This window comes from Cupriavidus sp. GW821-FHT07C08 (assembly GCF_059419025.1).
In genome coordinates, this window is the sequence record NZ_JBWKQZ010000027.1 from 57,354 (window position 1) to 79,951 (window position 22,598).

The window sequence follows — 22,598 nt, forward strand, 5'->3', positions numbered from 1 at the left end:
CGCACACTCAGCCGCTTGCAAGCCACTCCATGGCAAGGGTTTCGCGCCTCACAAATCGTTGCGCCCCCACATACGTACTTTCACCTAATGCTGCATTGCGACAATTCCTCTGCTACAATCAGGGAAAACCCCATAAGGGTAATCCCGAAAGGAAGGACGCCATGAACACCCAATCCGATATCAAGCTGACTGACCAACTCGAACGCGACCTGATCGACCGTGAACTCGGTACGCAAAGCCTGGGCTTCGCCCACGACGTGAAGCGCGCCATTGCCTTCGTCCAGAGCGTGATCGAGCGCCTGCAGACCCAGGCCCGCAAGGCCAAGGTGGTCTACGCCAACGGCTAAAGTATTGTTTGCAGCATAGTAGTTGCGGCCCGTTGCGGGCTGCGTTGTAGAACCGGCCATACGTGCGCCCTCCCGGGCAGACGCGGCCGGTTTTGTTTTGCCCGTGGCTTTTGCGTGCTTTGTGAATAACTTTCGCAAGGCTTGCCAGACCTTTTCGTTTGGCCGGGACGTGGCAGGGGGCTATCGTGGATGCCTTCGCAATACGCATTCCCGACCATGCCCCCGCTTGTCCTGCTGTGCCTGCTGATCACCTATGTGGTCTGGGGCACGACCTACCTGGCGATCCGCTTTACGCTGGAGAGCTTTCCGCCGCTGTTCATGATGGGCACGCGCTTCCTGTGCGCGGGCCTGCTGCTGGCCGCCTGGCTGGCGTGGCGGGGCACGCCGATGCCGTCGTGGCGGTTGTTGCGCAACTGCGCGGTGCCGGCGCTGTTCCTGCTGGTGGGCGGCATGGGCTTGACCGCGATTGCCGAGCAGACGATTTCTTCCGGTGCCACCACGGTGATGATCGGGTCGATGCCGATCTTCGCGCTGATCTGGAGTGCCTGCTTCGGCAACCGGCCGAAATGGTATGAGTACGTGGCGATCGCGATCGGCAGCCTGGGCATCCTGGTGCTGACCGCGGGGGCGGAATTCCGCGTCAGTACCGGGGGCGTGGTGGCGCTGATGCTGGCCGTGGCGAGCTGGTCCTTCGGCTCGCAGCTGGCGCGCCGGCTTGAGCTGCCCCAGGGCGCAGCGGCATTTGCAGCGGAGATGCTGATCGGCGGCGCGGTGTTGATGGTGCTGTCGGCGCTGCGGCAGGAGCCGTGGCCGGCATCGGTCAGCGCGCAGGCCGGCTGGGCCTGGGCCTACCTGGTGGTGGCGGGGTCGCTGGTGGCGTTCTCTGCCTATATGTACCTGGTGTCCACGGTCAGCCAGACGTTGTCGGCCAGCTATGTCTATGTGAACCCGCCGGTAGCGCTGGCGATGGGTGCGTGGCTGGGCGGCGAGCAGATCGCTCCGCAGACGCTGGGTGCGGTGATGCTGATCCTGGTGGCGCTGGCCGTGCTTAGCCTGGGTACGCTGCGCACGGCGCGGACCCAGGCGGCCTGATACTGCCGACAGCCGCCTGGCAGATCAACTGCCCGACTGTTCCTGGATCCAGAGCGACAGCCGCACCTTGTAGGCCTGCTGGATATGCCGGCGCGCGATCTGCTCGGCCAGTGCCGGGTCGCGCTTTTCCAGCGCCTCGACCAGCGAGATGTGTTCTTCGTAGGAGCTGCGCGCGCGTCCCGGCACCGCCAGCGTGGTGCGTCCCAGCAGTGCCATCGACTCATGCAGCGAGCGCAGCGTCTTCAGCAGGTAGCGGTTGTGGGCGCAGCGGTGCAGGGTTTCGTGGAAGAGCCGGTTGTTCAGCGCGAGCCGGTCGGGGTCGTCGGCGATGGCTAGGTCGCGCTCGACGATATCGCGCAGCAGCGAGATCTCCACGTCGGTGGCGTGGCGCGCGGCCAGCGCGGCGGCGGTGCCTTCCAGCACTTCGCGCATGACGTACAGCTCGCTGACCATGCTGGCGTCGAGCTGGGTGACCATCATGCCGCGGTTGGGCTCGTTGACGACCAGCCCTTCGGACTCCAGCCGCGACAGCGCTTCACGCACCGGCGTGCGCGACAGGCCCAGGGATTCGGCCAGTTCCACCTCGCGCAGCCGCGTGCCGGGGGATAGCTGGCCGGCCTGGATGGCGGCGCGCAGTTGCTGGTAGGCGCGCTCTGAGCGCGGGAGCGATGCGGCCTGGCCACTCTCGGCGGCGCCGGCGAACTCTTGAGAAATCATGTGAGGCTGGCTGATGCGGTTGGACTGTCGTAGCCAGCCATCATACCCGCTCGTGCGCGGCTGACATCACGGCGACGCAATATGGGGTAAAGGGCCCGGCGCGCGGCAGTGCCGGGCGCTTCAGCCCGCCGGTGACTGGAACGGATGGTATTGATAGAGCCAGGTCTCGGACAGCGGCTTGCCGTTCATCCTCAGGAACAGGCGAATATCGACCGGCTGGTTGCCGTCGGCGGTCAGGTCGAACTGGGCGCGCCAGTGGCCCGGCACGCCGTTGGGCACGGCCTCGGTGAAGACGTAGGAGAAGGTGCCGCGCGAGGCGGTCAGCACGGCCTCGGGTTTGACGCCGAAGGGCAGTTTTTCCAGCGGCGCGCCCTTGAACTCGACCATGAACTTGCGCACGCCCTTGGGCCGCGGCTGGCCCGGCTGGCCGCCATTGCCCAGGCGCGTGGCCACGCAGCGCGCCAGCGGCGAGGGGAAGGGCTCGTCGGCCTGCCAGTGCAGCCGGTAGCGCAGGCGGTAGGTGCTGCCGGCCTTGGCCGGGGCCTTGGGCACCCACATGGCGACGATGTTGTCGTGGATCTCGTCATCGGTGCGCAGCTCAACCAGCTGCACCGAACCGGCGCCCCAACCGTCGCGCGGCTCGACCCACAGGCTCGGGCGGCGCTCATAGTTGACGCCGTCCTGGTAGTGGTCGAACAGGCGGTCGCGCTGCAGCAGCCCGAAACCCTTCGGGTTATCGTCGGAAAACGCCGAGGCCATGGTCTGCGGCGGGTTGTTCAGCGGGCGCCAGATATGCTCGCCGGCGCCGTTCCACAGCGCCAGGCCGTCGGAATCGTGCACCTCCGGGCGCCAGTCGACGGCGATGCCCTTGATGCCTTCAGAGAACCAGAACATCGAGGTCAGCGGCGCCAGCCCCAGCCGGCCCACATCCTTGCGCAGGAACAGCGCGCATTCCACATCCATGATCACGGCCTTGCCACGCTGCATGACGAAGCGGTAGGCGCCGGCGATGCTGGGGCCATCCAGCAGGGCATAGACCGTGACGGTATCGCCGTTGCCCTCGGGTGTCTCGAACCAGAAATGGGTGAAGGCCGGGAATTCCTCGGACTTGCCGGCTTCGGCCACGTCGATGGCAACGCCGCGCGCGGACAGCCCGTACTGGTACAGGTCGCCGATGGCGCGGAAATACGACGCGCCGAGGAAGGCAACCCAGTCGTTCTTGCGCCAGTCGCGCGTCTTCTGGTCGCCGAGGCGGCTTTCCTGGAAGCGGAAGCCGGCAAAGCCGCTGCCCGGCGGCAGCTTGTGCGCGGGGCTGTCGGCCGGCATGTCGAAGTAGGCGTCGTCGTAGACGATCTCGCGGGCCTTGGCGGGGCCGCCCTTGGCGCTCTCGATCACGTGCATGCGCACCGGCGTGCGGAAATACGTGCCGAGGTGGAAGAAGGTAACCGGGAACTGGCCGGGGCCACTGGCAAAGAGCGCGTCGTCGGTGCGGAAGCGGATCTTGCCGTGGGCGTCGTAGTCGATGCGGGACAGCACGTCCGCGGGCGGCGACGGCGGCGGCGCGTAGGGCTTGCCGGCCAGCGCGCGGGCGCGTTCGATCAGGGCGTCGAAACCGAATGGCTGGGCGTCGCCGAGCTTGATCCGGCTGGCTGCCAGCACCGACGGGGTAATGCCCAGTGCGGCAAGCGCGGCGGAGGCGGTGGCGGAGACCAGCAGGGTTCGGCGGTTCATCATGTGGCGAGAGCGTCCTTTTATTGTCCGGGGGTTGTGCAGAACTGTAAGAGACGCCGCCGTCCGCGAAAAGTTCGGACACCCTCTGTTACAGGCAGCCGCCCGCAGCCTGGCTGCAAGCGGCCGCCGCCGCACATCAGTGCGCCTGCCCGCCGGCCCGGCGCTGCTGGCGCCGCTGCCGCGCCAGCATGTTCAGCCCCTCGACCGCGGCCGAGAACGCCATTGCCGTATAGATATAGCCCTTGGGCACATGGGTGCCGAGGCCCTCCGCGACCAGTGTCATGCCGATCATCATCAGGAAGGCCAGCGCCAGCATCACGATGGTCGGGTTACGGTTGATGAAGTTGGCCAGCGGCGTGGCCGCGAACAGCATCGCCATCACCGCGGCGATCACCGCCACGAACATGATTTGCACATGCTCGGTCATGCCGACCGCGGTAATGATGCTGTCGATCGAGAACACCAGGTCCAGCACCAGGATCTGGCCGATGGCCGAGGCAAAGCTCTGCACCGCCTTGGCCGCGCCGCCTTCCTCGGCTTCCTCGTCCGCCGAGACATGGTGGTGGATTTCGCGCGTGGCTTTCCAGACCAGGAAGGCGCCGCCCGCAATCAGGATGATGTCGCGCCACGACAGCCCCTGGCCCAGGATGGTGAACACCGGCTCGGTGAGCTTGACGATGAAGGCGATGGTGGCCAGCAGGCCCAGGCGCATCACCAGCGCCAGGCTGATGCCGATCTTGCGCGCGTTCTCGCGCATGGCTTCTGGCAGCTTGTTGGTCAGGATCGAGATGAAGATCAGGTTGTCGATCCCCAGTACGATTTCCATGGCCACCAGGGTGGCCAGTGCCGCCCACGCGGCGGGGTCCTGCAGCAATGCCAACGACGCTTCCATGAGGGCTCCGGGTGTCAGGTTGCAGGCTGGCGCCAGACGGTGGTCCGCCCGGGGCACATGCAGGCGTCATGTTAGCGCAGCGCCGCTTGCCCGCGCAGTGTGATCCGTAAAGATAATGCTTGCTTGACGCGGTTGCCATGCGCCTCTATGGAATATAGTATGTGATATATCAAAGCATCTAAATCGGGCCATCAAGGAGACAGCAATGAAAGTGTGTATCTACGGTGCGGGCGCCATCGGCGGCTATGTTGGGGCGCAGCTGGCGCGCGCGGGGGCGGAGGTCAGCTTCGTCGCGCGCGGCCCCCATCTCGCGGCAATGCAGGAACATGGCGTCAAGCTGCAGATCGACGGCGAGGAGCGTGTGGCCAAGGTGCGATGCACCAGCGACCCGCGCGAGCTCGGGCACCAGGACTATGTGTTCATCACCCTCAAGGCGCATTCCGTGCCGGGCGTGGTGGACCAGATGCAGCCGCTGCTGGGGCCGGAAACCGCGGTTGTCACCGGCGTCAACGGCATTCCGTACTGGTACTTCTACAAGCATGGCGGCGAGCTGGCCGGCAGCACGCTGGAAAGCGTCGATCCCGGCGGGCGCCAATGGAAGGGACTGGGGCCGGAGCGGGCGATCGGCTGCGTGGTATATCCCGCGGCCGAGATCGTTGCGCCCGGCGTGATCAAGCATGTCTACGGCAAGAAGTTTCCGCTGGGCGAGCCGGATGGCAGCCGCTCCGCGCGCGTGACCCGGCTGAGCGAAATGATGATGGCCGCCGACCTGGACGCCCCGGTGCGCGACAACATCCGCGACGAGATCTGGCTCAAGCTGTGGGGCAACCTGTGCTTCAACCCGATCAGCGCGCTCACGCATGCCACGCTCGACGTCATCACCGCCGACCCGGCCACGCGGGCGCTGTCGCGCCAGATGATGGTGGAGGCGCAGGGCATCGCCGAGCGCTTCGGGGTCAAGTTCCGCGTCGACGTGGAGCGGCGCATCGACGGCGCCGGTGCCGTGGGCGCGCACAAGACCTCGATGCTGCAGGACCTGGAGGCCGGGCGGGCCATGGAAATCGACCCGCTGCTGACCGTGGTGCAGGAAATGGGACGCCTGGTCGCGCAGCCCACGCCGATGTGTGACGCCGTGCTGGGGCTGATCAAGCAGCGCGACACGATGGCCAAGCTGGCTGCCTGAGCGCGGCTGGAAACAGGGGATACCGCCGGGTCAGGTATCCCCTGGCGCACGCCAGGCGCGCCAAGATGGCGTGCGCCGGGCTTGCGAAGCGAGAAAGGCAGGGCGATAGTGATATACCATATACGACAGACCGCGCACCGCTACTGTGCCGATGCATGACAACAACGCATTGTTTGATGCGTTTTCGTAATGGGTCAGGCGTTTTTGCTAAGCTGTGCGGCAATGCGGGGGTAGCCATTCCGGCCACCCTGCCGCTGGTCTCACACGAGCTCATTCATGTCTGCGCAAAGCCAATCCATCGTCCAGCCCAACGGGCTGGCCTTGTCCGTGCAACCGATCAACGCCGGCGCAAGCCTGCGCGACCAGGCCTACGCCATGTTGCGCCAGGCCATCGCCGACGCTGACATCTACCAGTCGCGCGACGAGATCCGCCTCGATGAGCGGGTGCTGAGCGAGGCCATGGGTGTCAGCCGCACGCCCATCCGCGAAGCCATGACGCTGCTGGAGCAGGAAGGCTTCCTGCGCACCGTGCCCCGGCGCGGCATCTACATCATGCGCAAGACCAAGCGCGAGATCGTGGAGATGATCCAGATGTGGGCCGCGCTGGAAAGCATGGCGGCGCGGCTGGCCACGGAGAACGCCACCGATGCCGAGATCGCGCAGCTGCGCAGCATGTTCGACAGCTTCCGTGATTCCACTCCGGCCGAGCATATCGAAGAGTATTCCGACGCCAATATCGCGTTCCACCAGGCGATCGTGCAGCTGTCCAAGTCGCACATCATCATGGACACGATCCGCAATATCTTTATCCACGTGCGCGCGATCCGGAAGATGACGATCTCGCAGAGCGACCGGGCGGCGCGCTCCATCGTGGACCACCTGCGCATCATCGAGGCGCTTGAGAAGCGCGATACCGAGCTGGCCGAGCGCCTGGTGCGGCAGCATTCGCTGGACCTGGCTGACTACGTGGAACGGCACTGCGATTTTCTCGACTGAAGGCGGACGGGGCAGGGCGGCAAAACGGCGGACTTGGGTCCGCCGTTTTGCTTTTGTGCGTTTCCGGATGGCGGGCGAGCGTTTCGCGCTATGGTGTGTGATATATCAATGCGAAAAAGATCCTGGCTGGCTGATTCGGGATTTCCCTAAGTTTCCCCACTTCCGATAGGCGAAACCGGCCGATTGCTGCATTGCATCGTCGAAATTTGTGTCCCACCGGGCAAACTCCTCTTGCTCTCTTCTGATATATCACATACCGTATGTCATCGAGAGGCCGGAACGGACCCGAGTGAGTACGCGCCGAGCACCAGGAATCAGACCATATACAAGTGAAACCATCGCCCGAGGAGACATCCGAAATGGAAACCAAGGCACTGCAAGGCGTTCGCATCCTGGACATGACCCACGTCCAGGCGGGCCCCTCGGCCACGCAGCTGATGGCGTGGCTGGGCGCGGACGTGATCAAGGTGGAAATGCCCGGCCGCGGGGACATTACCCGCAGCCAGCTGCGCGACGTGCCCAATGCCGACAGCCTGTACTTCACCATGCTCAACAGCAACAAGCGCAGCCTGACGCTGAACATGAAGACGCCCGAAGGCAAGGCGTTGCTCGAAGACCTGGTCCAGCGCTGCGACGTGCTGATCGAGAACTTCGGGCCGGGCGTGCTGGAGCGCGCCGGCTTTGACTGGGACCACCTGCAGGACCTGAACCCGCGGCTGGTCTATGCCTCGATCAAGGGCTTCGGCCCGGGGCCGTACGCGGACTGCAAGGCGTATGAGAACGTGGCGCAGTGCATGGGCGGCTCGGCCTCCACCACGGGCGATGCTGAAGGCGTGCCTACCGTCACCGGCGCGCAGATCGGTGATTCGGGCACAGGCGTGCATTGCGTGGTCGGCATCCTGGCCGCGCTGCTGCAGCGCGAGCATACCGGCCGCGGCCAGCGCGTGGAAGTGGCGATGCAGGACGCGGTGCTGAACCTGTGCCGCGTCAAGCTGCGCGACCAGCAGCGCCTGTCCAACGGCCCGCTGCGCGAGTACCCCAACGATGAGTTCGGCGACCACGTGCCGCGCGCCGGCAATGCCTCGGGCGGCGGCCAGCCGGGCGCGGCGCTGCGCTGCGCGCCGGGCGGCCCCAACGACTATGTCTACGTCATCATCCAGCCGCAGGGCTGGGAGCCGCTGATGCGCCTGTGCGGGCGCGAGGACCTGATCACCAATCCGGACTACGCCACGCCCGAGGCACGCCTCAAACACCTGGCCGACTGCTTTGCCGTGATCGAGAAATGGACCGGCGGCCGCAGCAAGTTCGACGTGATGGCGGCGCTCAACGAGGTCGATGTGCCGTGCGGCCCGATCCTGTCGATGAAAGACCTGATCGAGGACGAGTCGCTGTACCAGCGCGGCTACCTGAAGGAGCTGGAGCACCCGCAGCGCGGCAGCTACGTGCAGCTGGGCTGCCCGATCACGCTCTCGGCGTCGCCGGTGGAGATCGAGCGCTCGCCGCTGCTGGGCGAGCATACCGAAGAGATCCTCGAGTGGCTGGGGCGCTCGCCCGCGCAGATCGCCGCGATGAAGCTGGCCGGCGCGGTATGACGCAAGCCTGACGTCATTCCCGCCTGTGCGGGAATGACGATTCCGGGCGCGAGCCGCCCGCGATCCCATTTCTTCCAAGATCCTGCAACCGACATCGGAGCAGGCAGGGTCTCCCTTTGCCTGCGCAAGGAGCATGCTGTGCAAACCTGGATACGCTTTCGCCGCGCCGACGGCAGCATCGGCCATGGCCGCATCGACGAAGCCGATGGCAACCGTGTCATCGAATATGACGGCGACGGTTTCAACGACCCAGCCCCCACGGGGGCCGTGCATGACCGCGCGTTGCTGACGCTGCTCGCGCCCTGTGCGCCGGGCAAGGTGGTGGCGCTGTGGAACAACTTCCATGCGCTCGCGCGCAAGCTGGAAAAGCCCGTGCCCACGCATCCGCTGTTCCTGCTCAAGCCGGCCTCGTCGCTGGCCGGGCCGGGCGATGCCGTGCTGCGCCCCAAGAGCTACGACGGCAAGATCGTCTATGAGGGCGAGCTGGGCATAGTGATCGGCAGCAAGGCGCGCAATGTGTCGGTGGCCGAGGCCGGCGCGCATATCTTTGGCTACACCGTCGTCAACGACGTGACCGCGGCCGAGCTGATCACGGCCGACCCCAACTTCCCGCAGTGGACGCGCGCCAAGGGCTTCGACACCTTCGGCTGCATCGGCCCGGCCATTGTCTGCGGCTTCAACTGGAAAGCCGCCAGCGTCATCACGCGGCTCGATGGCGTCGAGCGGCAGAACTACCCGCTGTCGGACATGGTCTTCTCGCCCGAGGAACAGGTCAGCCGGATCTCGCAGGACCTGACGCTGATGCCCGGCGACGTGATTGCGTGCGGCACCTCGATCGGCGTGGGGTCGATGAAGGACGGTGCGGTGGTCGAGGTGGCGATCGCGGGCATCGGCTCGCTGGTCAACCACGTGCGCGGCTGAGCCGGCGCCCGATTCCTTCCATAAAACGGTGAATGCCATGCCAATGACGATCGGTGTGCCACGCGAAGTCCACCCGGGCGAGCGGCGCGTTGCCGCCACGCCCGACTCGGTCAGGGAACTGCTCAAGCTGGGCTACCAGGTGGTGGTGGAGACCGGCGCCGGCCAGGAAGCGTCGTTCTCCGACGCTGACTACAGCGCCGCCGGTGCGGCCATTGTCGACGCGGCCAGCCTGTGGGCTTCGGTCGATGTGGTGATCAAGGTGCGCCCGCCGCAGGTCCATCCCAGCCTGGGCGTGGAAGAGGCGGCGCTGCTGAAGAAGCATGCCACGCTGATCGGCTTTGTCTGGCCGGCGCAGCAGATGGCGATGCTGGAGCGGCTGACGCAGCGCGGCGCAACCGTGCTGGCGATGGACTGCGTGCCGCGCATCTCGCGCGCGCAGAAGCTGGATGCGCTCAGCTCGATGGCCAATATGGCGGGCTACCGCGCGGTGATCGAGGCCGCGCATGCGTTTGGTCGGCCCTTCGCCGGGCAGATCACGGCCGCAGGCAAGATCCCGCCGGCGCGCGTGCTGGTGATCGGCGCGGGCGTGGCGGGGCTGGCGGCCATCGGCGCGGCGCGCAGCCTGGGGGCGGTGGTGCGCGCCTTCGATACGCGGCCGGTGGTGCGCCAGCAGATCGAAAGCCTGGGCGCCGAGTTCCTGACCGTCGAGATCGAAGAGGACGGCAACGGCGGCGGCGGCTATGCCAAGGAGATGAGCCCGGCCTTTATCGAAGCCGAGATGCGTCTCTTTGCCGAACAGGCGCGCGAGGTCGACATCATCATCACCACCGCCCTGATACCGGGCAGGCCCGCGCCCAAGCTGCTTGAGGCCGGCACGGTGGGCCTGATGCGCGCCGGCAGCGTGGTGGTCGACCTGGCCGCTGAGCAGGGCGGCAACTGCGTGCTGACCGTGCCGGGCGAAGCGGTGCGGCAGCACGGCGTGACCATCATCGGCTACACCGACCTGCCCAGCCGCATGGCCGCGCAGGCCAGCCAGCTCTATGGCACCAATATCCGCCACCTGCTGACGGAGCTGACGCCGGGCAAGGACGGCCAGCTCGTGGTCGACATGGACGACGAGATGATCCGCGGCGCCACGGTGCTGCACCAGGGCACGGTGACCTGGCCACCGCCGCCACTGACGGTGGCGATCCCGCAGCAGCAGGCGCCGGCCGCGCCGCCGCCGGTGCAGGCCGAGGCCGAGCCGCCGCGCAGCCGCACCGGCGCGACGCTGCTCGCGCTGGCCATCGCGGCGGCTGCGCTGCTGGGCCTGGGCGCGGTCGCGCCGCCGGCTTTCATGGCGCATTTCACGGTGTTCGTGCTGGCGATCTTTGTCGGCTACCAGGTGGTGTGGAACGTCACCGCCGCGCTGCATACGCCGCTGATGAGCGTGACCAATGCCATCAGCGGGATCATCGTGGTGGGGGCGCTGGTGCAGCTGGGTAAGCCGTCGCTGGTGACGGCGGTGATTGCTGGCAGTGCGGTGCTGCTGGCTACCATCAATATCGCCGGCGGCTTCCTGGTGACGCAGCGCATGCTCAAGATGTTCCAGCGGGACTAGAGGGGGGAGACAGGGATGCCATCCGGAATCAGCAATATCGCTTACCTGGGCGCCAGTGCGCTCTTCATCCTCAGCCTGAGCGGGCTGAGCCACCCCGGCACCGCGCGCCGCGGCAACCTGCTCGGCATCGCCGGCATGGTGATCGCGGTGCTGACCACCGTGCTGGCGGGCAGCCCGGACGGCATCGCCATCATCATCGGCGCGATGCTGGTGGGCGGCATCGCCGGTGCCATGCTGGCCAAGCGCGTGGAAATGACGCAGATGCCGCAGCTGGTGGCGGTGCTGCACAGCTTCGTCGGCCTGGCCGCGGTGCTGGTGGGCTACGCCAACTACCTGGATAGCCATGCGCTCACCGGCGCGGAGAAGGCCATCCATGAAGTGGAGACCTACCTTGGCATCCTGATCGGCGCGGTCACGTTCACGGGCTCGATCATCGCGTTCCTGAAGCTGCAGGGCACCATGGGCGGCAAGCCCATGCTGCTGCCCGGGCGGCATGCCTTGAATGCCATCGCGCTGCTGGTTTGCGTGTGGCTGGGCTATGCCTTCCTGAGCGCGCCCGACGCGCAGCAGGGGCTGGTGCCGCTGGCGATCATGACTGGGATCGCGCTGCTGGTCGGCGCGCACCTGGTGCTGGCCATCGGCGGCGCCGACATGCCGGTGGTGGTGTCGATGCTCAACAGCTACTCCGGCTGGGCCGCGGCGGCCACCGGCTTCATGCTGGGCAACGACCTGCTGATCATCACCGGCGCGCTGGTGGGATCGAGCGGCGCCATCCTCAGCTACATCATGTGCAAGGCGATGAACCGCAAGTTCCTGTCGGTGATCCTTGGTGGCTTCGGCGCGGTGCAGGCGCAGGGCGCGGCGACCGAGCAGGGCGAGGTGCTGCCGGTGTCCAGCGAGGAAGTCGGCAACCTGCTCAAGGACGCCAGCGACGTGATCATCGTGCCAGGCTACGGCATGGCGGTGGCGCAGGCCCAGGGCACCATCAGCGAGATCGCGCGGCGGCTGCGGGCGCAGGGGGTCAATGTCCGCTTCGGCATCCACCCGGTGGCGGGCCGCCTGCCCGGGCACATGAACGTGCTGCTGGCCGAGGCGCGCGTGCCCTACGACATCGTGCTGGAGATGGAAGAGATCAACGACGACTTCGAGAAGGCCGACGTGGTGCTGGTGGTGGGCGCCAACGACATCGTCAACCCCGGCGCGCTGGAAGACCCAGGCAGCCCCATTGCCGGCATGCCGGTGCTGGAGGTGTGGAAGGCCCGCACCGTGGTGGTGTCCAAGCGCAGCATGGCGGCGGGCTACGCCGGCGTGGACAACCCGCTGTTCTACAAGGACAACACGCGAATGTGGTTTGGCGACGCCAAGGGCAGTGTCGACGCCTTGCTGCGGCAGTTGGAGGAAGCCCCGGCCTGAGGTGAGCATTCCGGATCCGTTCGCGCTTTATTCAAGCCAGCGTCGCCCCCGCTCTTGCGGGGCGACGCTGGCTTTCGTTGCTGGTACGGACCGAAGGCATCTGGTCGGGCGCCGGACCATGGACGAGCCGCTATGGAAGCCCGCCAGGCAATTCATGCCGGTTCAGTCATATATAAATGATCGTGAATAGATACGATAAAAAACTTTAAGACCTGTCAAATTAAGCTTCAGGTAGCATGAATCCACGACTTCATGTGCCGCAATGCCAGGCGCCGGTCTAGATGTGAGAAGGGCAACCCACAAAGCCCTGATGTGCCCGTCGAGGCACAAACAAACGGTACCAGGAGACAAGACAGATGGCGCAATTTGAAGCATCGGCCTCGGCCGGTCACGGCAACGTGAACGGCCGCGGGCTGCAGAACCGTTGGATCCAGCTTGCAATCGGCGTGGTGTGCATGGGGCTGGTGGCGAACTTGCAGTACGGCTGGACCCTCTTCGTGTCACCGATGGACGCCAAGCATCACTGGGGCACGTCCGCTATCCAGGTGGCATTTTCCATTTTTATCGTGACTGAAACCTGGCTGGTGCCGCTGGAAGGCTGGCTGGTGGACAAGTTCGGCCCGCGCCCGGTGGTGGCGGGCGGGGCCATCTGTGCGGGACTGGCCTGGGTGATGAATGCCTATGCGACCACGCTGCCGGAGCTGTATGCGGCCGCGGTGATTGCCGGCATCGGCGCGGGCGGCGTCTACGGGACCTGCGTCGGCAACGCGCTGAAGTGGTTCCCGGACAAGCGCGGCCTGGCAGCCGGGCTGACGGCGGCCGGTTTCGGTGCCGGCTCGGCCATCACGGTGATCCCCATCGCCAACATGATCCAGAGCTCGGGCTATGAAAAGGCCTTCCTGACCTTCGGCATCCTGCAGGGCGTGTGCATCTTCGTGCTGGCACTGCTGCTGGTGAAGCCTAAGGCGCCCAAGGGCGCGGTGGCGGCCAAGGCGGTGCTGACCAATCCGGTCGAGTTCTCGCCGGGGCAGATGGTGAAGACGCCGGTGTTCTGGCTGATCTACGTCTGCTTTGTCGCGGTGGCGGCGGGCGGGATCATGGCGACGGCGCAGCTCGGGCCCATCGCCAAGGACTTCGGCTTCGCCTCGATGCCGGTGACGATGCTGGGCATGACGCTGCCGCTGCTGACCATGACCTTGTCGATCGACAACTTGTGCAATGGCTTTACGCGGCCCTTGTGCGGCTTCCTGTCGGACCGGTTCGGGCGCGAGAACACCATGTTCGTGATCTTCATCGGCGAAGGCCTGGCGCTGCTCGGGCTGATGCAGATGGGGCACAACCCGTACTGGTTCATGTTCTTCGCGGCGCTGACCTTCCTGTTCTGGGGCGAGATCTTCTCGATCTTCCCGGCCTTGTGCGCCGATACCTTCGGCAGCAAGTTCGCGGCGGCCAATGCGGGCACGCTGTACACGGCGAAGGGCACGGCGGCGATGGTGGTGCCGCTGGCATCGATCCTGTCGGCTTATGGCGGCTGGGGAGCCGTGTTCTCGGTGGCGGCGGTGGTGACGATTGCGGCGGGGATCTCCGCCAAGGTGTTCCTGGCGCCCATGCGCAAGCGCTTTATCACCGGGCATGCCGATGCAGTGCGCGTGTCCGACGCCGCGTTCCTGGCTGGCATGTCGCCGCGTCAGGGGGAGTAGTCCCAGTCTGGAGGGTAGGGGAGCCTGGCGAAGTCTGCCGGGCTTCGGAGTGAGGTCAGATCATTTCTATTAGTGGACGCGCTGGTGTTCGCGGAGGACGCCAGTGCGTGGCAACGTGTTCCAGAGGGCAGGAAAGCCGCTGGAATTTTGGTATGTAATATATCTTGCTGCGTAATCCAGATGAGATTTCCAGGCTTCGACATGGCCCGGAATCTGTGCCGATTGCGCATGAATGGCGTCCTTTCAGGAAATGCGCTGATTTAGCCGTAGTTGCCTGCAAGATTGCTGCGCCGCATCGACGAAACTTGAAGAACTAGTGGAAATTCCTCTTGCGTCGTTCTGATATATCACATACCGTATGTCATCAAGAGCAACGGAAACGATCGGGCGCCGCAAGGCAAACGTGTAGCAACAGTAAAGGGCGAGAAGGCGAGAGAGCCCCGTCCCAAGAATTCAACGAGGAGACCAAGACATGTCCGAAGTCGTCGAAGCCAAGCGGGTTGGGAGCACCACCGCGGAAGACACCCTGAAATAAAAGAATTCCAACCCCAGTCAATTTGCATAGAAGGAAGCAACCATGGCAGAAGTCGGAAACGAGTTGCAGCGTCACGCCGCAGAAGAGCATCAGGCACAAACCGATGGTTTTCATCTGGTCATCGACGCGCTGAAGCTGAATGGCATCGAAAACATCTACGGTCTGCCCGGCATTCCGGTCACCGATCTGGCTCGTCTGGCGCAGGCCAACGGCATGCGCGTCATCAGCTTCCGGCACGAGCAGAACGCAGGCAACGCAGCAGCGATTGCCGGCTTTCTCACGCAGAAGCCTGGCGTTTGCCTGACCGTGTCCGCGCCTGGCTTCCTGAACGGGCTGACGGCGCTGGCGCATGCGACCACCAACTGCTTCCCGATGATCCTGATCAGCGGCTCGAGCGAGCGCGAGATCGTCGATCTGCAGCAGGGTGACTACGAAGAGATGGACCAGCTGGCCATCGCCCGTCCGCACGCCAAGGCTGCCTTCCGCGTGCTGCACGCTGAAGACATTGGTGTCGGTATTGCGCGTGCCATTCGTGCCGCCGTGTCGGGCCGTCCGGGCGGTGTGTACCTGGACCTGCCGGCCAAGCTGCTGGGCCAGTCGATGGAAGCAGAAAAGGGCCGCAAGTCGCTGATCAAGGTGGTGGATCCGGCCCCGCGCCAACTGCCTGCACCAGACTCGATCGACCGTGCCGTCGCGCTGCTGAAGAACGCCAAGCGCCCGCTGATCCTGCTGGGCAAGGGTGCCGCGTACGCACGCGCCGAAGCGGATATCCGCACGCTGGTCGAGAAGACGGGCATTCCATACCTGCCGATGTCGATGGCCAAGGGCCTGCTGCCCGATACGCACCCGCAATCGGCCTCGGCCGCACGCTCGTATGTGCTGGCTGAAGCTGACGTGGTGTTGCTGGTCGGCGCCCGCCTGAACTGGCTGCTGTCGCACGGCAAGGGCAAGACCTGGGGCAAGCCGAAGCAGTTCATCCAGATCGACATCGCGGCGACCGAGATGGACAGCAACGTTGCCATCGCCGCGCCGGTAGTGGGTGACATTGGTTCGTGCGTGTCGGCGATCCTCGACAAGGTCGGCAATGACTTTGCCAAGCCGGGCGCCGAGTGGCTGAACGCGGTGGCCGACCGCAGGGACACGAACCTGGCGAAGATGGCCGAGACCCTGGCCAAGTCCAAAGATGTCTCGCCGATGAACTTCCACGGCGCGCTGAACGTGCTGAAGGATGTGGTCAAGGCCAACCCGAGCATCTCGTTTGTCAACGAAGGCGCCAACACGCTGGACTACGCCCGTGCCGTGATCGACATGTACGAGCCGCGCAAGCGCCTTGACGTAGGCACCTGGGGCGTGATGGGCGTGGGCATGGGCTACGCGGTGGCCGCGGCGGTCGAGACCAACAAGCCGGTGCTGGCGCTGTGCGGTGACAGTGCGTTCGGTTTCTCGGGCATGGAAGTCGAGACGATCTGCCGTTACAACCTGCCGGTCTGCATCGTCATTTTCAACAACAACGGCGTCTACAAGGGCATCGACGTGAATCCGACCGGCGGCAAGGATCCGGCGGTCACGACCTTCGTCCCGGGCGCGCGCTACGACAAGATGATGGAAGCGTTCGGTGGCGTCGGCCACAACGTCACCACGCCGGCGGAACTCGAAGCCGCGGTGAACGAAGCCCTGTGCTCGGGCAAGCCCACGCTGGTCAACGCCGTCATCGACCCGGCTGCTGGCACCGAAAGCGGTCGTCTGACCAATCTGAATCCGCAAAGCTCGGCCAAGAAGTAATTCACCCGAATTTCACCCCTCTGATCCAATAGGAGATCGAAAGTGAACCTCCCGCTCAACGGCATCAAGATCATCGACTTCACGCACGTCCAGGCCGGGCCCGCCTGCACGCAGCTTCTCGCCTGGTTCGGCGCCGACGTGATCAAGGTCGAGCGCCCCGGTTCCGGCGACGTGACGCGCACCCAGCTGCGCGACATCCCGGATGTCGATGCGCTGTACTTCACCATGCTCAACTCCAACAAGCGCAGCCTGACGCTGGACACCAAGAAGCCGGAAGGCAAGAAGATCCTGGAGCAGCTGATCCGTGAATCGGACGTGCTGGTCGAGAACTTCGGCCCGGGCGCGCTGGACCGCATGGGCTTCTCGTGGGAGCGCATCAACGAGCTGAACCCGAAGATGATCGTGGCTTCGGTCAAGGGTTTCAGCGACGGCCACCACTATGAAGACCTGAAGGTCTATGAGAACGTGGCGCAGTGCGCTGGCGGCGCGGCCTCGACCACCGGCTTCTGGGATGGTCCGCCGACGGTGTCCGCCGCGGCGCTGGGCGATTCCAACACCGGCATGCACCTGGCCATCGGCATCCTGACGGCGCTGATCGGCCGCGACAAGACCGGCAAGGGCCAGAAGGTGGCCGTGTCGATGCAGGATGCGGTGCTGAACCTGTGCCGCGTCAAGCTGCGCGACCAGCAGCGCCTGGACCGCCTGGGCTACCTGGAAGAGTACCCGCAGTATCCGCATGGCAGCTTCAGCGACGTGGTGCCGCGCGGCGGCAACGCGGGCGGCGGCGGCCAGCCGGGCTGGGTGCTGAAGTGCAAGGGCTGGGAGACCGACCCCAACGCCTATATCTACTTCACCATCCAGGGCCATGCCTGGGAGCCGATCTGCAAGGCGCTGGGCAAGCCAGAATGGATTTCCGATCCCAACTACGCCACCGCCAAGGCACGCCAGCCGCATATCTTCGATATCTTCAACACCATCGAGGAATGGCTGGCCGACAAGACCAAGTACGAGGCCGTGGACATCCTGCGCAAGTTCGACATCCCGTGCTCGCCGGTGCTGTCGATGAAGGAAATCGCCGATGATCCGTCGTTGCGCGCCAGCGGCAGCATCACCGAGGTCCCGCACAAGGAGCGCGGCACCTACCTGACGGTGGGCAGCCCGATCAAGTTCTCCGACATGAAGCCGGAGATCACCGGGTCGCCGCTGCTGGGCGAGCATAGCGATGAAGTGCTGGCGGGCCTGGGCTACGGTGCGGACGACATCAAGCGCCTGCGCGAGTCCCAGGTGATCTGACGCTGCCCGCCGGTACTTGTGCCGGAGCGTACGCCGGGGTCTCGCGCATAGCGGGCCCCGGCGTTTTTGCTTGCAGCGTGGCCATGAGGCACGCTACCTTGATGGCCATGACAGGCCGGCGCCGACCGGCCCTGGTAATAACGAGGGAATCCCCATGACAGACCAGATCGACTACGCGCAACTGGTGTCCGCCATCGGCGACGCCATCATCATCTCCGATGCCAAGGGCGCCATCACGCTATGGAACCCCGCCGCCGAGCGCATGTTCGGCTTCACCCAGGCCGAGGCCATGGGCCAGTCGCTCGACCTGATCATCCCTGAGCGCCTGCGCGGGCGGCACTGGGAGGGCTATGACAAGACCATGGCGACCGGCATCACGCGCTACGGCCACGACCTGCTCAAGGTGCCTGCGGTCGACAAGGACGGCAAGTCCATGTCGATCGCCTTTACCGTGGCGCTGCTCAAGGATGACGCGGGCGCCATCACCGGCATCGTCGCGGTGATCCGCGACGAGACTGTGCGCTTCCAGGAGGAGCGGGCGCTGAAGAAGCGGCTGGTGGAGCTGGAAAACCAGGTCAAGGAACAGGCCTGAGGCGCGTGCCTTCCCCGTGATCCCGGGCCAGCCGCTCAGCGCGTCGGCCCGGTGGCCAGGCCCTGGTCCTGGCCGTTTCCTGTTTGCGTGGCGGCCCCGGCCGGGGTGGCTGCGCAGGTCTCGTTTGTCCCCCGAGTTTTCCCGAATAGGTGGCCGGCGTGCGCTTCCAGCGCCGCTTTGGCGTGGCCGATTCTGGTTTTTACGGTACCAGATGCGTTGACTGAGTACCGAATGCCTCCTACATTGGGAGTCCTGACAAAAACAGATCCGAGGAGACAACATGACCCGTCAAGCTTCGGCCGCTGCGGTGGTCCACGGCAGCGCAACGGTGGGCCAGCTCTACGCGGCCGCGCTGCGCGCCCGGCCCGGCGTGCCCGCCATCGTCGGCGACGACACCACGCTGAGCTATGAGGCGCTCGCGCTGCAGTGCGCGCGCGTCGCGCGGCTGTTTGCCGCCCGCGGGCTGGCGCGCCAGGATGCCGTGGCCTTCCTGGTGGGCAACCGCGCCGAAGCGGTCGCCGCCATCATCGCCGCGCAGCTGGCCGGGCTGAAGAACGTGTCGCTGCATCCGATGGCCTCGGAAGCGGATCACGCCTTCGTGCTGCAGGATGCCGGGGTGCGGGCGCTGGTGGTGGACAACGCCCGCTTCACCGAGCGGGCGCGCGTGCTGGCGGCCGGCGCCGGCCTGCAGGTCCTGCCGCTTGACGATGGCGAGTTCGGGCCTGGCCTGGCCAGTGCGGCGGCTGCGTTCGATGGCTCGCCCGTGGTCCCGGGCGACGACCCCACGGAAATCAGCCGGCTGGCCTATACCGGCGGCACCACCGGCCGCTCCAAGGGCATCCTGCATACGCACCGGACCACGGTAACGGTGCTGCAGTACATGCTGGCCAGCTACGAATGGCCGGAGCAGATCCGCTACCTGGTGACCACGCCGATCTCGCACGCGTCCGGCAGCCTGTTCCTGCCGACGCTGCTGCGTGGCGGCACCATTTACCTGTGCGACAAGTTCAGTCCCGCCGATTTCCTGCGCCGCGTGGCCGAACAACGGATCAACCTGACCTTCCTGGTCCCCACGCAGATCTATGGCCTGCTCGATTGCGACGGGCTGGACGCGGCCGACCTGTCCAGCCTGGAACTGGTGCTCTACGGCGCGGCGCCGATCGCGCCGGTGCGCCTGGCTGACGCGCTGCGCCGCATCGGCCCGGTGTTCGGGCAGGTCTACGGCCAGGCTGAAGTGCCGATGTGCATCAGCTACCTGAGCCAGCGCGACCACGATCCGGACAACCCCGAACGCCTGCGCTCGTGCGGCAAGGTGATCCCGGGCAACTAGGTCAAGCTGCTCGACCCCGACCTGCGTGAAGTCGCGCCGGGCGAGGTCGGCGAGCTGTGCGTGCGCGGTCCGCTGGTGATGGAAGGCTACCTGAACCGGCCCGAGGAAGACGCCAAGGTCTTTGCCGGCGACTGGCTGCATACCGGCGACATGGCCCGTTGCGACAGCGAGGGCTTCCTGTACATCGTCGACCGCGCCAAGGACATGATCATCAGCGGCGGCTTCAACGTGTACCCGAGCGAGGTGGAGCATTGCCTGGCGCTGCACCCGGCCATCGCCATGTCCGCGGTGATCGGCATCCCCGATCCCAAGTGGGGCGAAGCGGTCATCGCCGTGGTCGTGGCCCGGCCCGGTGCGGCGCTCACCGAGGCCGATGTGATCGGCCACGTAACCCAGCACAAGGGCGTGGTCAACGCGCCCAAGCAGGTCGTGTTCGTGGATGAGCTGCCGCTGACCGCGCTGGGCAAGATCGACCGCAAGGCCATCCGCGGCCGCTACTGGGGCGGCCAGGAGCGGCAGGTGGCCTGAGCGCGGTTACCTTCCGGCGTGCGGCTGGGACGTGCGCGCGCCGGTGCCTGGCCGGCACAGCAGGCCGTTCAGGATGATCTCGTAGAACTCGCTGAAGGCATCGCCCATCTTCAGGCCGGTGTCCTTCAGGAACTGCTGGTTGCGCAGCCGGTGCGCGGCGCCCAGGATCGCTTCTGAAACCAGCCGCGGATTGTGCGGCGCCATCAGCCCTTGCCGCATGCCTGCGTCCAGCAGGCTCTCCAGCCCGCGCACGCGCGCCAGCTGGTAGTCGTCGAATACCGCCCGGCCGCTGTCGATCGCATCCAGGTCCGCCAGCGCGGCCTTGCTCAGCCCCGATGTGTGGAGCGCGGCATGCAGGTAGGCGGACACTGCCTGCGCCGCATCGCTTTCGCGGCGCGCCGCGGCAAAGCCCCTTTCCAGGTTGTCAGCAAGCACGTCGCGGCAGATGCCGACGAACAGCGCTTCCTTGGTTGGCGCGATTTCGTACAGGCGCCGCCGCGAGCAGCGCATGCGTTGGGCAATCTCGCCGATGGTCAGCGACGACACGCCTTCGGTGCTCAGCAGCCGGGTCAGTTCGTGGGCAAATTCTTCGTCGGTGCGTCGGGTCGGCATGAAACGGGTGGCAAGCCGGGCAAGCGCCGGGCGCGTGAGTGTTGATGCCGAATCTTACGACGACTGCGCGGTGCACAGGCATGGTGACCTCGCCTGAGGGACATGCGGGCCAGGCAAAAAAGGCGAGGCCGCTCGCGCGCCTCGCCGTGAACCGACCGGCCCCTCAGTTGAGATGACCGACCGCGCGCAGGTATTCGTTCTTCTTCTCGAAGATCAGCGCGCTCAGAAAGGCGGCGTCATAGGCGGCCAGCAGGTGCGCGTGGTGTTCCTCGATATAGCGGGCCACGCGCGCCTTTTCGCATTCGATGCCGCACAGCCATTCATACATCTCGGCGTCCCAGCGGAAGCGCAGGCCCAGCTCGATAAACGCAGCGTTGTAGGCGGCGAGCTGGGTGTCGCGCGGAATGGGTTGGTTATCGGTGCCGACCGTGACGGCGGCCTGGCGGCTTTCCTGCTGGACTTGGTTCATGCTCGTCTCCTGAGATGCGCTGTAGCGGTTGGGTTGAGACAAGCATAGGTACCCTCAATGATTTACGATAATTAAAGTTTCATAGGAAAACCATAATCAATCGTTTATGCATTCTGGCTGATCAAACCTTCCACGCCGGTGATGCGCTGGATCAGTGCCGCGCCGTCTTCCATCAGGAACTGCTTGAACGCCAGCGCTACTGGCGGCAGCCGCTTGTTCTTGCGGTGCACCACGTACCAGTTGAGCATGACCGGGAAGCCCTCGATGTCCAGCACCGCGAGCTTGCCGGCCTGCAGCTCCAGGCCGACCGTATGCGCCGACAGGAAGGCGATGCCCATGTTGGCGATCACCGCCTGCTTGATGGTCTCCGTGCTCTTGATCTCCATCGCGATGCGCATATTGGACAGCTTTCCAGCAAAGCCTTCCTGCATCGAATTCCAGGTATCCGAGCCTTTCTCGCGTGAAACGAAGGCTTCGTCAGTCAGCGCCGCCAGCGGGATATTGCGCTGGCCCACCAGCGGGTGGGTGGGCGCAGCCACGATGACATAGGGGTGCGGGGCGAAGACCTCGTTGATGGTGTCCATGCCTTCGGGCGGGCGCACCATCACCGCCAGGTCGGTCAGGTTGCCGGCCAGCTGGTGCAGCAATTCCTCGCGGTTATGCACGGCAAGGTTCAGCGTCACGCCTTCATGGCGGTTCATGAACTCGGCCAGCAGGCGCGGAAAGAAATAGTCGCCGGCGCTGATCACCGCCACGTTGAGCCGGCCGCCGGAGATGCCCTTGAGCTGGGACATGGCGTCTTCGGCCTCGCGGAACTGCTGGATGATGCTGCGGCTGTAATGCAGCATCTCATGGCCCGCCGGGGTCAGGTAGATCTTCTTGCCCAACTGCTCGAACAGGGGCAGACCTACGTGGTGCTCCAACTGCCGCACCTGGGTCGATACCGCGGGCTGCGTCAGGTGCAGTTCCTCGGCAGCGCGTGAAAAGCTCATATGGCGGGCAACGGTCTCAAAGACCTTCAGCTGGCGCAGCGTAGCGTTCCTCATCCTCGTCCCGTGCAATATATAAACGATTGACTATATAAACGATAAAAAACTTTATGCAGTGCTGATCTTAGATTCAAGTAGCATCAATCGTCGGATTGGCATGCCCCGCCCCGAATCCGGCCCTCCGGCTTGCGCCAGGAGTCCGCCAATGGCCACAAGCATGGCCGATAACAACGATGGCTGCCTACAGCCACGACAAAAAAACACAAGGAGACTACCGTGACCGG

At 65.3% G+C, this 22,598-nt stretch carries 19 protein-coding genes and 1 pseudogene; 14 read left to right on the plus strand and 6 right to left on the minus strand.

The features are described 5' to 3' along the window. Positions 1–161: 161 nt before the first annotated feature. A complete protein-coding gene (locus tag AC07UK_RS28000) occupies positions 162–347 on the plus strand; it encodes a hypothetical protein (protein WP_436225231.1) in 186 nt (61 codons plus the stop codon). A gap of 216 nt (positions 348–563) precedes the next feature. Next, the gene (locus AC07UK_RS28005; RefSeq protein ID WP_494686862.1) at positions 564–1,439 is read left to right on the plus strand and encodes an EamA family transporter; all 876 of its coding nucleotides are present in this window, start codon (positions 564–566) and stop codon (positions 1,437–1,439) included. A gap of 24 nt (positions 1,440–1,463) precedes the next feature. On the opposite strand, the gene AC07UK_RS28010 is transcribed toward AC07UK_RS28005, so the two are convergent. The 3 genes from AC07UK_RS28010 to AC07UK_RS28020 all read right to left on the minus strand — a co-directional run bounded on the left by AC07UK_RS28010 (position 1,464) and on the right by AC07UK_RS28020 (position 4,779). Then, a complete protein-coding gene (locus AC07UK_RS28010; RefSeq protein WP_013953340.1) occupies positions 1,464–2,156 on the minus strand; it encodes a GntR family transcriptional regulator in 693 nt (230 codons plus the stop codon). A gap of 120 nt (positions 2,157–2,276) precedes the next feature. Continuing rightward, positions 2,277–3,890 carry an OpgD/OpgG family glucan biosynthesis protein gene (locus tag AC07UK_RS28015; RefSeq protein ID WP_436225233.1) on the minus strand — a complete coding sequence of 538 codons (1,614 nt, stop codon included), beginning with the start codon at positions 3,888–3,890 and terminating at the stop codon, positions 2,277–2,279. Positions 3,891–4,023: 133 nt separating this feature from the next. Beyond that, entirely contained in the window at positions 4,024–4,779 is a 756-nt protein-coding gene (locus tag AC07UK_RS28020) for a TerC family protein (RefSeq protein WP_436225234.1), read from the minus strand. Positions 4,780–4,984: 205 nt separating this feature from the next. On the opposite strand from AC07UK_RS28020, the gene AC07UK_RS28025 reads away from it, so the two are divergent. From AC07UK_RS28025 to AC07UK_RS28080, 12 genes and pseudogenes are all read left to right on the plus strand, one after another. Next, positions 4,985–5,962 carry a 2-dehydropantoate 2-reductase gene (locus AC07UK_RS28025; RefSeq protein ID WP_013953337.1) on the plus strand — a complete coding sequence of 326 codons (978 nt, stop codon included), beginning with the start codon at positions 4,985–4,987 and terminating at the stop codon, positions 5,960–5,962. Between the two features lie 276 nt (positions 5,963–6,238). Further along, positions 6,239–6,958: a GntR family transcriptional regulator gene (locus AC07UK_RS28030; RefSeq protein WP_011617427.1), complete on the plus strand. Its 720-nt coding sequence runs from the start codon at positions 6,239–6,241 to the stop codon at positions 6,956–6,958. A gap of 359 nt (positions 6,959–7,317) precedes the next feature. After that, entirely contained in the window at positions 7,318–8,550 is a 1,233-nt protein-coding gene (frc, locus tag AC07UK_RS28035) for a formyl-CoA transferase (protein ID WP_436225236.1), read from the plus strand. 138 nt (positions 8,551–8,688) lie between these two features. After that, the gene (locus tag AC07UK_RS28040; RefSeq protein WP_436225237.1) at positions 8,689–9,471 is read left to right on the plus strand and encodes a fumarylacetoacetate hydrolase family protein; all 783 of its coding nucleotides are present in this window, start codon (positions 8,689–8,691) and stop codon (positions 9,469–9,471) included. Positions 9,472–9,508: 37 nt separating this feature from the next. Continuing rightward, positions 9,509–11,071 (plus strand): Re/Si-specific NAD(P)(+) transhydrogenase subunit alpha, encoded by a 1,563-nt coding sequence (locus tag AC07UK_RS28045; protein WP_436225238.1) that lies wholly within the window; start codon positions 9,509–9,511, stop codon positions 11,069–11,071. A gap of 15 nt (positions 11,072–11,086) precedes the next feature. Beyond that, the gene (gene pntB, locus AC07UK_RS28050; protein ID WP_436225239.1) at positions 11,087–12,484 is read left to right on the plus strand and encodes a Re/Si-specific NAD(P)(+) transhydrogenase subunit beta; all 1,398 of its coding nucleotides are present in this window, start codon (positions 11,087–11,089) and stop codon (positions 12,482–12,484) included. Between the two features lie 356 nt (positions 12,485–12,840). Then, positions 12,841–14,184 (plus strand): oxalate/formate MFS antiporter, encoded by a 1,344-nt coding sequence (gene oxlT, locus AC07UK_RS28055; protein WP_436225240.1) that lies wholly within the window; start codon positions 12,841–12,843, stop codon positions 14,182–14,184. Positions 14,185–14,761: 577 nt separating this feature from the next. After that, entirely contained in the window at positions 14,762–16,501 is a 1,740-nt protein-coding gene (gene oxc, locus AC07UK_RS28060; RefSeq protein ID WP_494686863.1) for an oxalyl-CoA decarboxylase, read from the plus strand. Between the two features lie 42 nt (positions 16,502–16,543). Continuing rightward, a complete protein-coding gene (gene frc / locus AC07UK_RS28065; protein WP_013953330.1) occupies positions 16,544–17,794 on the plus strand; it encodes a formyl-CoA transferase in 1,251 nt (416 codons plus the stop codon). Between the two features lie 154 nt (positions 17,795–17,948). Further along, a complete protein-coding gene (locus AC07UK_RS28070) occupies positions 17,949–18,386 on the plus strand; it encodes a PAS domain-containing protein (protein ID WP_013953329.1) in 438 nt (145 codons plus the stop codon). 280 nt (positions 18,387–18,666) lie between these two features. Next, positions 18,667–19,797: pseudogene (locus AC07UK_RS28075) on the plus strand (AMP-binding protein); the annotation flags it as partial. A 123-nt stretch (positions 19,798–19,920) separates the two neighbouring features. Continuing rightward, positions 19,921–20,244, plus strand: coding sequence for an AMP-binding enzyme (locus tag AC07UK_RS28080; protein WP_494686883.1), 324 nt, complete (start codon positions 19,921–19,923; stop codon positions 20,242–20,244). Positions 20,245–20,250: 6 nt separating this feature from the next. Here AC07UK_RS28080 and AC07UK_RS28085 read toward each other — a convergent pair whose 3' ends face one another. From AC07UK_RS28085 to AC07UK_RS28095, 3 genes are all read right to left on the minus strand, one after another. Then, positions 20,251–20,856, minus strand: a complete 606-nt coding sequence (locus tag AC07UK_RS28085; RefSeq protein ID WP_436225243.1) for a TetR/AcrR family transcriptional regulator — start codon at positions 20,854–20,856, stop codon at positions 20,251–20,253. Positions 20,857–21,019: 163 nt separating this feature from the next. Continuing rightward, positions 21,020–21,325 carry an HAD family hydrolase gene (locus AC07UK_RS28090; protein ID WP_013953326.1) on the minus strand — a complete coding sequence of 102 codons (306 nt, stop codon included), beginning with the start codon at positions 21,323–21,325 and terminating at the stop codon, positions 21,020–21,022. 104 nt (positions 21,326–21,429) lie between these two features. After that, positions 21,430–22,371: a LysR family transcriptional regulator gene (locus AC07UK_RS28095; RefSeq protein ID WP_013953325.1), complete on the minus strand. Its 942-nt coding sequence runs from the start codon at positions 22,369–22,371 to the stop codon at positions 21,430–21,432. Positions 22,372–22,598: the final 227 nt, after the last annotated feature.